General features: G+C 35.3%; 9 protein-coding genes and 1 pseudogene. 2 read left to right on the forward strand and 8 right to left on the reverse strand.

Translation table 11 applies throughout. The annotated features are described in order from the left end of the window. Positions 1–6: 6 nt before the first annotated feature. The 7 genes and pseudogenes from AQ505_RS08740 to AQ505_RS08780 all read right to left on the reverse strand — a co-directional run bounded on the left by AQ505_RS08740 (position 7) and on the right by AQ505_RS08780 (position 7,724). Positions 7–570, reverse strand: a pseudogene (locus AQ505_RS08740) (DUF4272 domain-containing protein). Positions 571–1,990: 1,420 nt separating this feature from the next. Continuing rightward, positions 1,991–2,974, reverse strand: a complete 984-nt coding sequence (locus AQ505_RS08755) for an ISAon1 family transposase (protein WP_062546817.1) — start codon at positions 2,972–2,974, stop codon at positions 1,991–1,993. Continuing rightward, on the reverse strand, positions 2,955–3,320 hold the full coding sequence (locus AQ505_RS08760) for an ISAon1 family transposase N-terminal region protein (RefSeq protein ID WP_062546818.1): 366 nt from the start codon (positions 3,318–3,320) through the stop codon (positions 2,955–2,957). Before AQ505_RS08760 ends, AQ505_RS08755 begins: the two co-directional genes overlap by 20 nt. A 371-nt stretch (positions 3,321–3,691) precedes the next feature. Beyond that, positions 3,692–4,114 (reverse strand): VOC family protein, encoded by a 423-nt coding sequence (locus AQ505_RS08765; RefSeq protein ID WP_062550935.1) that lies wholly within the window; start codon positions 4,112–4,114, stop codon positions 3,692–3,694. Between the two features lie 85 nt (positions 4,115–4,199). Then, positions 4,200–4,772 (reverse strand): Crp/Fnr family transcriptional regulator, encoded by a 573-nt coding sequence (locus tag AQ505_RS08770; RefSeq protein ID WP_062547828.1) that lies wholly within the window; start codon positions 4,770–4,772, stop codon positions 4,200–4,202. 959 nt (positions 4,773–5,731) lie between these two features. Continuing rightward, positions 5,732–6,787 carry a hypothetical protein gene (locus AQ505_RS08775; RefSeq protein ID WP_062547829.1) on the reverse strand — a complete coding sequence of 352 codons (1,056 nt, stop codon included), beginning with the start codon at positions 6,785–6,787 and terminating at the stop codon, positions 5,732–5,734. A 25-nt stretch (positions 6,788–6,812) separates the two neighbouring features. After that, positions 6,813–7,724 (reverse strand): hypothetical protein, encoded by a 912-nt coding sequence (locus tag AQ505_RS08780; RefSeq protein WP_062547830.1) that lies wholly within the window; start codon positions 7,722–7,724, stop codon positions 6,813–6,815. A 904-nt stretch (positions 7,725–8,628) separates the two neighbouring features. Between AQ505_RS08780 and AQ505_RS08785 the strand changes: the two genes are divergently transcribed. Beyond that, entirely contained in the window at positions 8,629–9,096 is a 468-nt protein-coding gene (locus tag AQ505_RS08785; RefSeq protein WP_062547831.1) for a Panacea domain-containing protein, read from the forward strand. 8 nt (positions 9,097–9,104) lie between these two features. Continuing rightward, entirely contained in the window at positions 9,105–9,866 is a 762-nt protein-coding gene (locus AQ505_RS08790; RefSeq protein ID WP_062547832.1) for a hypothetical protein, read from the forward strand. A gap of 790 nt (positions 9,867–10,656) precedes the next feature. Here the strand turns inward: AQ505_RS08790 and AQ505_RS08800 are convergent. Then, a complete protein-coding gene (locus AQ505_RS08800) occupies positions 10,657–12,243 on the reverse strand; it encodes a hypothetical protein (RefSeq protein ID WP_062547834.1) in 1,587 nt (528 codons plus the stop codon). Between the last annotated feature and the right edge of the window lie 31 nt (positions 12,244–12,274).

Raw genomic sequence — 12,274 nt, forward strand, 5'->3', positions numbered from 1 at the left:
ATGTCCTTAGGCGTCAGTTGTAATGACATCCCAATTTAAAGATGAATTTGTTACCCAATTAATTGCATGCTGGCGTTCGAGTACTATGCTGGGATCTAAATCTAAAGGAGTAAGATTATTCAATTCTACATTTCTTAAAGCCCAATGTATTCTGTAGGTTAAATCCCATATACCTAATATTTCAGAGGCTGGTCTAATCATAGCTGATTGAATAAACTCCTTCGTTCCTGTCATAAAATCAGGAATCTTGTTAAAGATGGAGTCCATTTCAATTTCTTGTTGAGGAAGCTCTAATTTTTCAATCTTATTGATGGTAAATAATAGTAGCCAAATGCCTTCAGAGCGCCACGATAAGTTGATCCTTTCTTTTTCTGTTAATTTATCCTTCAAAAATAGTTTCTGCTCAGCTTCTGTTACGCTACCCCAGAGATTTTATGTTTTTAGAAATTCTATTATTTCAAATTTGTCCTCCTCAACGTTGGATATATAACACAAATAGGTCAGAATTAGTATTCGTTTAGCAATGTCTTGCGGTGATCTAATTTCAGATTCCTGCTCTTTTTCAATCAAAGGGACATGTTCAAAAAAAGGAATACCTAGAGATGTTAATAATATTTCAGTTTGATTTTAATGTACTCATAAATTAGTTGTAGGATTATGTCTTACTCTTTAATTTCTTAACGCCAAAAATTGTCGTGTAGCAAATAAAACCCCAAAAAGATCCATTAAGTATGAATATCACAATAGGCCACTTGCCGTTATTCCACAAAGGGTTTAATGGGAAATAAATAATTAAGCCCACTATTTGACCGTATACCTTTTCTCCAGTAGTTAAGTCCCCATACTTAAATAAGATAAGAGCAGATATTAACATTAAAATAGCGTATAGCAACAAGAATATAGATATGAATATTAAGATCTGCTTAATTTTAAACGCCCACATTTTTCTTTAGTTTGATTTACCTTTCATGAATTTTACCCTTTTCTGTAACTAGATGACAAAGATTAAATACCTTAACTTGTTGATTCTAAAAGAGGATTTTGTACTTTGTTTCCTCGGCATCAGCAGATTCGACTGACAAGTGAACCAGGCATAAGTTAATGATTCTTCAATTCAATTTTCGGTTCGTGTAGAGAAATGATATGCACTACATGATTTGCCGCAAAAAGTCCGTAATGCTTTAATTCTGTTGGATAGATATCGTTTGCAAATGTTTCCTTCAAGATGAAATCCATATAATTTGACTTTTGGAAAATACAAAAAGTCCCATAATCGCCAGAAACGTATTCACCAATGGGATTTGAATTAGCGTAACTTTCATTTATTACAGTGTATTGAAGCATAGTCATTAAACAGGATTGTAAAAAATGTTCCAGTTCCGTCTATGGCGATTTCCTTGCAACCAGATAGGTATTTGTCACCTATTTGCACGTTAACTTCAAAGTCAGATGTCGTTGAGTTTTTTACTTCAAGCAAGAGTTTATTATCTTCAGGTTCATGTAAATTGTTTAAGAAAACACTTCCATGTTTATTGTTCGTTTCAAAATTTTCTATTTATAAAAATACCAAAATCATTTATAATTCTCAACAATATATTGGTATTACGTTGATTATCTATTTTATGAATATAACGCGGTTGAAATAGCCTTTGCGCTGAAGCAGGAAGAGACAGGTACCCGTGCAGAAGAGATTTGCAGAATAAAGTGAGAGTTACAGGTTAGCAATTAGACTATCAAGGACAAAATGTAAAATGTTTCAAGCAACAAATTCTTGTAACATTGTTGGTGATGACAATAATTTAGTATGGGAGATAATGATTATAGGACGAAAAAAAGTCGTTTTTGCTCTCAACTAAAGACCGGGTGAAAATTGACAAATACATTAAAGAATTTGAAAGACAAAAAAATGAACTTGCATAATCAAACAGCCACAACTAAGATTTTGCGGATCAATGCCAAAAGTTGTGGAGCAGTGGTTTGAATTTCGCTGTTAAGCATACAATTGTGTAAGTCTGAAAAGGAAGAATTCAATATTTTTGACGCCTCTAAACTGAGCTCTAAAAGCTTTGATTTTGGCGTTGAAAGATTCGGCAGAAGCGTTTGTAGATCTGCGATCAAAGTAGTTTAATATGGTCTGATAATGATTCTGTATCGATCTTGCAATGGTGTTGAAAGCCTTGAAGCCAGTTTGCCTGACTCTTTCGTGCCATTTAGCCAGCTTGGCCAGTGCAAAGACCTTATTCTTTGTGTTTTCAAATAGCTGACTAAGCCCCATACTCAGCCCATATGCTGTTTTAAGATCAGGAAATCTTTCAAATAGAAGCTCAGCACGATCCTTTTGGCTTTGGGTCCAATCGGCAGGCTTTTTATACAATACGTATCTTCCCCTGGCGAGTAATTGCTTGACCGTATCCCCGTTATGGAGTACTTCCGGATGAAAAGGGTGGCCTGTTTTCTTTGATTGCTCAATGGCTTCATTTTCGATATCCATCGCTTCCCATCTATGTTTAATCCGCATTTCCTGTAGCGCTTCGGTAGCCAGTTTCTGCACATGGAAACGGTCAGTGACTCTGATAGCTCCTGGAAAACAACGTTTGCAGATTAGTTCCATATTACCTGCCATATCCAGGGTAATCTCGGTCACCTTTTTTCTCAGCCGTTCAGGAATTTGTTGCAATACAGAAATCACCGTTTCGGCTTTAGTTCCCGCTACAATAGCCACGATAGCCCCTTTTTTACCTTTAGCAGCTTTATTGGTGATAATAGTATAAAGTTCACCATGGGACAGACTGGTTTCATCAATGGAGAGCTGTTCACCAAGATTCTCCGGGTATAATAGCCATTGTTTTGCATGTGCTTTTTGATCCCAGCTTTTAAAGTCGCTGAGGTAATCACGGTACTGACGAAGCAGGTTTTTGACCTTTACACCATAAAATGAACTGATCGTATCAACGCTACTCGGGGCTGTATCGATTGATTTCTTTTAAAAAAGCCGCGAAATCTCCTGTCATTCGCGTTCCTTTCTCAACTAAAGTCCAATCCCGGTAGATCACTTTGCCGCTTTCCAAATTGATCCAGCGCCGGCGTTTGATATGATAGAAGACCTTATGTCCACGAATGGGGAAATCCTGAACCACGATCTGCGGGAAAAAACCTTTTGACTGCACCTTGAGCGAGCCCCATTCTGTAGGCAGTTGATTGAGTTCTTCCAACTGAATATGAAAAGTGTCAGGGTCTTCAATGGCATTGGTAAATTCAAAATTCTCTATGATAAATTCCGGTAAAAACAGACGAAGTAAAGTGGTGCTCGCAGAAGGCATAAATAAAATGGGATATAGATAGACAAAGCTATAATTTTATCTCTTGCTCCACAACTTTTGGCATTGATCCGATTTTGCATGATTTTGATATGGTTTGTAAATAAAAAAAACCTGCTAATCTTTCGATTTGCAGGTTTTTAGTAGGTTTTGATACCTTAGCGGAGAGTGGGGGATCGACCGAAACCGATCCTAAATACTCTTTAGCCTATATTTTATATCTTTTTTGTTCTTAGGGCACCTAATTGGGGCACCATCAAAACAACACAAAATCGCTATTCCTTGTTCATCTACAATTTACGCAAATAATTGTAAGTAAGCAATTAAAAGCACATTTTAATGTATTGTGTTTATAGCCTCGTTTTTATGTTTAGTTATTTTTCAGCGTGTAATCCAATTCTGTTTCGTTCGGTGTCCATAATTATGGCAATAAATCCTGGCGGAATTTGCATTTTAGGTGCAATAATCTTTCCTCCTGCCTGCTCTACTTTGTCAAGAACTGTTTGTATACTTGGGCTTGCATTGATATAAATTAATGTGCCTTGTAATGACGGGCTATTTCCTTCTGATTTCGACAATACACCAGTAACCCTCCCTGAGGTTGCTTGGATTACATTTGGATTATACGGAAAGAAAACACTTTCATCATTTCCATCTGTTTTCTTAATCATTTCAATATCTAAAATGGTTTCGTAGAAAATTTTTGCCCTTTCAATGTCGGATACAGGAATTTCAAACCATGTCAGTACGTTGGTTTCTTCGTCAATTTTTTTTAATAGTTGTTTGCTTGTCTCCATGTTTTTTAACATTTGCTTATTTATTTGTGTTCTTTGCGAAGGTCAAAAATATGTATGATCTAATCCTGTGACGATCGTCACAAAATTATACAAGAGTTCTTCGTTTTCGTATCCTGCTTAATGTTTCCCTTGCTACGCCAAGAAATGATGCCAATTGTGAAAGTGAAACTCTTTGTAAGATGTCAGGATGGTTGACTTCTAAGTACTTTAAACGTTCCTGAGCTGAATAAAGTTTGAATAAGGTTGAAAATTCTTCTTGTTTCGATGCGAATAGACGTATGCAATTGCGTCCTAAAGCTTCTATTTCATTTGTTTGTTTGGCAGCTTTAAATAATTTCTGTTTGTCAAAAATTACGACTGTTAATGGTTCGCAAGCGATGATGTTAAATTCTGATTTTTCTCCGCTACCAAAGCTGTTGATGTTTGTTGCGATGTCATTTTCAAAGAAGAACGCTGTGTTTTTTTTTGCTCCGTCAATTTCATAATAACTCTTACAGTAGCCTAAGTCAATATAAAATAAAGAATTGCAAATCTGTCCTTCATGTAGTAAAAAATCATTCTTCTTAAACTGTTTTTTTGATAACGCAGGTTGTAGCAATTCCCAACTTTCCTCAGAAAATTCAGTTATTGAGTGAATATATTTTAAAAGATTGTTCATTTATAATAGGTGGGGGTGAAAGAGCCGTACTTAATAAGTACGCACAGCTGTAGTGCATTTTTAATATTTGTGATGTAATTTATTGATTCTTTACAAGAATATAAAACTATCCTAAATATCATTTTTAATCCTTTCTGAAAATTGGACTGTATAAACCCCTTTCTCTGTTTTGAGGTGTTAAAGGGGAGAGGATTAAATAAATTCCAGTTTGTTGAAAGTGATTTGTGCTTTTGGGATCATCAATAACTTAAAAGGGCTTGCGGGTGAGCGATAGAATAGGGCACCTCATAGGACACAAGATATTGCGAAATTTTGTGTGATTTTGATAGGGTCTACAAAATAAAAATGCCTTAAACATAAGTTTAAAGCATTTTTGTGTGGTTTTGATACCTTGGCGGAGAGTGGGGGAATTGTACCCACGGTTAAAATCCCGCTTTATTATGGTGTCTGGATGGTTTGTAATTGTCGACTCACCGAATCACTCACCGCCATCTCTGTTTTTATAACTGCAAATGCTATACTGTAAAATTATTCATAATTTCCAGTATATCAAATAGTTGATTTCGTTTTTTTTAGGTTCTGGAGTTTTTTTTATGGTTCTGGAGCCAAAGGGATTGTGTTTTTGTCTTTAACTGGTTGTTTGTGAGGTTCTTGTTGGTTTTTTTTCTGCTTTGACTCACTCAACTTGAAAATGCTACCCCTTTGTTAAGAGTTCTATTCTAGTCGGGACCACTTATTTAGCCAGTATTTATACATAACTACTGGCTTTTTTATGCCATGGTGCGAGAAAAAGGGCGAGTAGATTTGACGATGATCGGTCTTCAAATGATTCAATTTGAGCTTTTGGGTTGATTTTTTAACTTCATCAAATTGCATTCCTTAGAGTTCAAGAAATCAAAATCCATGTATAAATAAAAATTATTTTAAAATACTTTTTTGGCAGATTTCTTTGTTTTATATTATTCAACTCCTATAATTCGAAACTCCGGTAAGTAAATTTTGGCTTGTTCAATCACACCAGAAGAAACGTGTCTGCAAATTAGAGTTACAGTTTTTCCCTTAGTATCAAAGCCTTTCACTGCCATCTCCACCAATGCAATGTCACTGTAAACTAAGTATAAGGGAATTATAACGTAAATATCTTCACAAGTTTCTGTTACTTTAATCTTGAATTCACCTTTATAAAGCTCTGTTCGGTTTACCTCAATGCTGCATGGGGTAATATTTTCAAAGTGAAAGTTTTTACCTATGTAGGTCATTCTTGAAATGTTCTGCCCAAATTCATGATAATAAACCCAAATAATTTTATCACCTTCCAATTTTCGCATTGCGGCAGCAGCCCAGGTACCTCCAGTACCGTGTGTTAGGCTTAGCTTCGGATTAAACTTTGCACCATTATCAATTAGAGTTATATTATCATCAGCTATGAGTATTTTTACTTCTGTCGCCTTGCCATGAGATAAAGCATTACGTGTCAGTTCTATTATCAAATCTCTTAATATATGTGCATTTTCTTTACCCCAGGATAACTCTACTCCGCAATCCTTTAATAGATCTCCGATTGTTTGAGAATCGGTATCCATACTACCAACGTTAATTGTTTCAGCGATTAACTCCCGGAACGCAAAATGTTTAGATGCTGCGTCATAATTACAACCCTTCTCGACCATAATTCTGGCTGTTGTTTCTGCAATTTGTTTCCAGTCCTTGAGCATTTTGATTGAAAAGCGAGTTTCATCTGTATCAATGAGCTTGCCATGAGTATAACAGCACCAAATCCCATTCGCGGCACTTTTTCGATCGGCACTTTCCATATCAGGATCATATCGTCTTGCTGAGCCACCACCCGAAGCTGCGGTAATATGACAAGCCATCCCCGTTTCGCTTGTCGCTTCATCATTTTCATCACTCGGTCCAGCGGTTAGATTTCCACATCCTAAAAAGGAACAATGGTAACCAACCCGTTTTGCTAATACTCTTTTGGTCTCTAAATTGAAATTATCTGTCCTTGGCATATTTTAAGAATAAGTGTCGTATCTGTTAAGGAAGCCTTAAATGGTGGTGTGTTAATTTTTCATAGATGTATTCAAGGGTATCATTTTCCAGCAGCTTTGCTAATGCTAAATCAACTATCTTCCCTTTAACCACTTGTCCAAATGTTTTCTTGTTTAAGGTCTTGTGTAGCTCCTTTAGTTCTTCTATTTCGTTAAAAATAATTTCCTGTCCATAGCCGAGCTTGGTTAACTTATCCAGAATTTCATCAATATTCGCATTAATCACTGCTGCATTGTCATCTATTGAGCTGTAATCTTCAATGTAAGTTCTACGCTTTTCCTCTACAAAAATTCTTCCATTGAGTGTAATAGACGCAGAGACACGCCGGATATGCATTGCATTAACCAGCCCATTATCTTCAAGCATTTTCACATATTCCCTTTCTTCACCATATTGAATAGCTATTCCATTAGACTCTAATATAAATGCGACATCGTAATATCGGCCATCCCTTAGTTCATAAAGCTTTTCAAGTATAAGTTCCAACCTTTCGTGGGTATCTAATTTTGCCCGTTTAACCAGATCAATTTTGTCAGGGCGCACAATTGCATCGGCGATACTGTAGATTCTAATCAAATTAGATAAGAAATTATTTTTTGTCTTAAAATCTTCAAGTGCCTCTTTTTTTAGTTGATCAAAAAGCTTCTTGGCATTTGGAATATTGAAACGTTGATGGCCACTATGAAAGAATTCTCTCCCCTCAATCTGGTTTGCAGGTATAAACGAATTTTCAATAATTTCTTTAACACCAGTTGCCCACTCTTTCGTTTTATCCAATAAAACGTTTAAATCAGTTTCGTTTTTTACAACTGGAAACTGTTTTTCCAAGTCCTCGTGTTGAATTAATGATTTCTCTATTTTTGAAGTAAAATCTTCCCAAGTAATATTTAGCGTCATTGAATTTATCTTTATACAAAGTTAAGTAATAGTGTAGACTTCTTTAATTGGAAAGGGGGACTTGCTATCTGAACCTGGAATTGTATAGAATACTTTCTGATTAATGACATGGCATCCCTCATCAAAACTATTAAAAATTTAAGTGTCTGATTCCAATGAAATGAATTTTAGGTTAAGGTAGGGGGTAAAAAAACTCTTGTTTGTTCAAATCGAGCCATATTTGATCAAACAAGAGTTTTTTTATGCCATAAAAAACAGCGTTCTTTCTTCCGTCGAAGCCACAACGCTTTGCCAGCGGTTATGCACAAACCCAGGCGTTTTTGTATCAAGGGGTTAATCTATTTTCTCTTCCCGATATTATTCATCGACCTCGGTTCCAAAGTCGTGGTAAACAGAGGTGTTCGGGAATAAGTCACTAAGAAGATCACTCTCTAACTCTTTAATTTCGTAATAAAGGTTGGAGACCTCGTTCAAATTCGTTACTTCATCCTTTTTGTCATCTTTTAAATCCTCAATACTTGAAGAAAGGATTAAATATTTATTAGGAGTGTTCTTTATTCTTTCTACAAATGCTGTAATTTGATTTTCCGTTTTGTTGATATTTGGGCATGGACGTCAAGGTAAATTGATAACAACAAACAAATTCACAAGATCTAAGACTTGTTTCATCAAATGGATAAGATTCAAAGCTGATGAAGCTTATTTGGGTGGGGTTGTGTTGCTGCCGATTAGCAGTAATAAAAAAGGTCTTTCAAAAACTTGTGACCGTCAATAATCGTTGTATAATAAATTTAATAAAGTCTTTGTAACAGTTATGATATAAATTGTTAGTTTAATACAAAATATACTTTACATTTGTAATCCTATTTTTTTTAGTATTTCCTCTCAAAACATATAAGCTCCTATGATACAAATTAACCAAGCCTGTGATTATATTATTTTTAGATTGAAAGTCGAGGGTGAAAGTCAATTGAATCACCTCAAGCTTCAGAAGCTACTTTATTATGTCCAATCGTGGCATTTGGCATTTTATGGTGAACCATTTTTTAATGGCAAATTTCAAGCTTGGGTTCATGGACCAGTAAATAGAGCCATCTACAACAGGTTTAAAGACAGTAAATACATGTATACAACGATCAATACATCGGATCTTATGGAGCCTGAGATTGTTAAAACACTTGATGGGGATTCAAAAGAGCATATTGATAGTGTTTTAGAAGTATACGCTGGTTATTCAGATACAGAACTTGAGGCTAAGACCCATGCTGAAACTCCTTGGATTGATGCACGAAAAGGTTATGAACCTTTTCAAAGATGTGAAGTTGAGTTGGATGAAAGTACTATTACAAGATATTATAAAGCTCGTTTATAGTACTCCTTATGGGAAAGAACAGAAAACCTATTGATGAAGTCTCTAAAAAGCGCCTAGTACCAAAGGATAATAAGGCTAAATCGAGTCATGATAGGCTACAGCCTAAAGACACTTCCTCTGTAAAAAAAGTATTCTGGACATTTGGTTTTAAGTATTACACTCAAATAGATTTGTTTGGTTTGAGTAATGTCGATGTACCTTGGTTTGTTGCACTTCTTGATAGGTTAAGAGATACTTCTAAAATGGAATATACGGGCATGACTCAAGTTCTTGAGGAAGGATATCGCTATCACGAAATCAATTGGAGCCAAAAAAATATTCCACTTCAAAGAGAGGAATTTAAGTGGGTATTGTCTGATTACCTAAATAATGAGTTGGAATACCCTTTTTGTCAGTTCCATATTTCAAAGGGAACGGGTAGGATTGTTGGTTTTTGGGATGAAAGCAATATATTCCAGATCATTTTGCTTGATCCTCTTCACAATCTTCAACCATCGAAGTTTAATGATTACGAATTAAGGGAATGTTATCCTGCTAAAAGTCAATTTGATTCATTACAATTTGAAATAGATGAAATCTTGAGGTCTAATTGTTCCGTAACATCTTGCTCGGTATTTGAAAAACTTCGCACTCTGCCAACTGGCAGAAGTAATATCAATGTAGTAGTTGCGCATCTTGACAACGACTTTCACAAATCATTAGGCGAAGTTCTGAAGCATAAAACACTAAGTGAAATAATTGAGGCTGGCGTGCTTAGCTTGACTGATTAAATCTATTGATATCTTTTGCAGTAAGAACTAATAGGTTGTTCAACAAATAATTCTCAATTAGAACAATGAGTAATTTTGTGTTGAAGAAACAAGATCCCGATAAATGAACTCTTTCTATCTCAAAGGTAAGATGAATAAGTGGTGTTTGGTGTTGGCCAATAGAGTTCCTCTTAGAAGAATAGTGCTTCAACAAATCATTTATGTACCTACAAAAACTATCCTAGGTTTAAATAAATCATGTAAATTGCTCAAAAGAATTTATGAGCAAAATCAAGCCGTTCTTATTTTCGATACCAAATCTTTAAATAGCACATTAAGTCTTAAGGGGTAAAAAAAAGGGTAAATTAATATGACCAGATCTGATTAAATGTGACCTGTTTTGATGCTTTTTGACCTACAGAAACCACTGTTTTTTCTATCGGGACCACATTTAGCCCTTTCAGTTTTTTAATTGAGAGGTTTTTTTATTATGTGGTTGTTGGATTGGTTGTCGCTTTTATGATGCTTTTAAGTACAAACAAGGATGGGATCAGCTCTCTTGATGGCCTAATATTAGTATTTAACAAGCTCTACACTTATATACTTAAACCTTTATTCGTTAATATGAACTAAAGCTAGGTGTCAAATCTATGTTTTTAAAGGTATACATAGTATCAGGTTTCCTCTGAAATTAGATTTTTTTGTCTTTTTCATAAGTTTCATGCCACTTAGCATCAGATTCTCCTGAACTATACTAATTGTGTCTGGATTGGATTATACTATACTTTTCATAAGTGAGATAAACTGGAACTCAAAATGGAAGATCATCTTCAGCCCGAATTTCTGATGTTTTTGGTGTAGTATTATCCTGTAAAGGCATAAGTTCATAAGGTAGCTCGATCTTGTTAAACTGTCCCGTTTTATGGTGACAATAACTTATCACACTACAGTTAAGACATTTTTTTGGCTGGGATAGCTTTTCGCCGTCTACCATCATAATTGCATCCTTACTAAATACCTTTAATTTCTCTATTGTTGAGTTAAGGGATATAATCCGTTTTGGATCAAGTTTAACCTTTATCAACCTATAATGGCTGATTACCATTTCTTTCTCTCCTTCCTTCCCGTCCTCCACATCTTGAAAGGTATAATACCAAGTTAAAAAGAGACCGAAGTGTATATGGTAGTTGGTGAACTCCTGTAAGAAAGCATAATGCTTAATAAGATCACTTTCAAAAGGATTATTGTAGTCCGACGAGCTGTAATGACTGAACTTTTCAGTAAGCACAAATCTATTACCTTTTGGGTGCAAGAAAATGTAATCAGGTGCTCCTTTCATATTTTTAGAATGACTTGTCATGATTCGAGGCTCCTTCGTCGTGACATTATTGAGTTCAATCTTGGAATCAAAAATAGCTTGGAATTTTTCCTTAAAATTCTGAGTCACTTCTAACTTGGTGTCCTTGAATACGTCCTCAAATTTTTTTGATTCATAAAATTTTCTGTACCTATCACCAAGGTATAATTTCTCTCTTTTCCATTCGTCTTTTTCCCAGTTTTCTGAAGAATAAACCTTATAGGTTCTATTGATGGCATAACTGACTGGGCAAAATAGGTAACGGGAAAGATCACTGACAGAAAGCGTCTTATTCTGTATGTATGCCTTCTCTACATTCTTTTTTTGCCGTAGGTGGATCTCTTCTGAGAGATTTTTTAATACCCTTGCGAGTTTGACTTTCGAAACACCCTTTTTTCCCTCCCAATTCAAGTAGGTGAATTCTTCTATCATTTTTTCCAAAAACTCGGCTCGCTTATTTCCCGTGAAGTTGAGCTTTGACATTTGTTCAGTAATATAATGTTTGTGGGTGCCAAGATTGATCAAGGCATCAGCATATTCTAGAAAGTAACGCTTCCTGTCAGCGGGATATGCTATATCATTGAATCTAAAAACATTATTGTCTAGAATAGACTGATCGAGTTTTTCGAGCCATTCAAGTTTTTCAGAGAAGGAATAGGATGATAATCTAATTGCAACAGCTAGAACTGTTTTTATAAATATCTTGTTTGTTTCGGGATTATACTTGTCTGTCTGGCTCAGGATCAGATCTGCATCCTTTCTGAAATCTGGATTGTCATAATTCTTGACCCTATCTTTATAATTAAGCCATAAAAGCTCAGACTTTATTTGAGGGAAATTTGGAAATAGCAGCCCGAATTTTATATGAAATTCTCTGCATTCTACTAACTGGTCTGTCTGTCGTAGGCAAAGGGCAATAAAGTATCCAGTCCAAGCATCTTTCTCGTTTTCCCAAAGGTTAAGGTAAACCAAAAGTGCCTCCTCGTATTTTTTTTCTTTTCGTAATTTTTTGGCTTGTTGTTTTAATTCTAATTGTGACATTTTTGAGAGTGTTAATGAATTAGTAGCGACT

The organism is Pedobacter sp. PACM 27299 (genome assembly GCF_001412655.1).
GTDB lineage: Bacteria > Bacteroidota > Bacteroidia > Sphingobacteriales > Sphingobacteriaceae > Pedobacter.

What these genes read in the sequence shown, in the direction of transcription:
- AQ505_RS08760 (WP_062546818.1), bottom strand. Translation starts at nt 3,320, where the DNA reads ATGCCTTCTGCGAGCACCACTTTACTTCGTCTGTTTTTACCGGAATTT.
- AQ505_RS08765 (WP_062550935.1), bottom strand. Translation starts at nt 4,114, where the DNA reads ATGGAGACAAGCAAACAACTATTAAAAAAAATTGACGAAGAAACCAAC.
- AQ505_RS08770 (WP_062547828.1), bottom strand. Translation starts at nt 4,772, where the DNA reads ATGAACAATCTTTTAAAATATATTCACTCAATAACTGAATTTTCTGAG.
- AQ505_RS08775 (WP_062547829.1), bottom strand. Translation starts at nt 6,787, where the DNA reads ATGCCAAGGACAGATAATTTCAATTTAGAGACCAAAAGAGTATTAGCA.
- AQ505_RS08780 (WP_062547830.1), bottom strand. Translation starts at nt 7,724, where the DNA reads ATGACGCTAAATATTACTTGGGAAGATTTTACTTCAAAAATAGAGAAA.
- AQ505_RS08785 (WP_062547831.1), top strand. Translation starts at nt 8,629, where the DNA reads ATGATACAAATTAACCAAGCCTGTGATTATATTATTTTTAGATTGAAA.
- AQ505_RS08790 (WP_062547832.1), top strand. Translation starts at nt 9,105, where the DNA reads ATGGGAAAGAACAGAAAACCTATTGATGAAGTCTCTAAAAAGCGCCTA.
- AQ505_RS08800 (WP_062547834.1), bottom strand. Translation starts at nt 12,243, where the DNA reads ATGTCACAATTAGAATTAAAACAACAAGCCAAAAAATTACGAAAAGAA.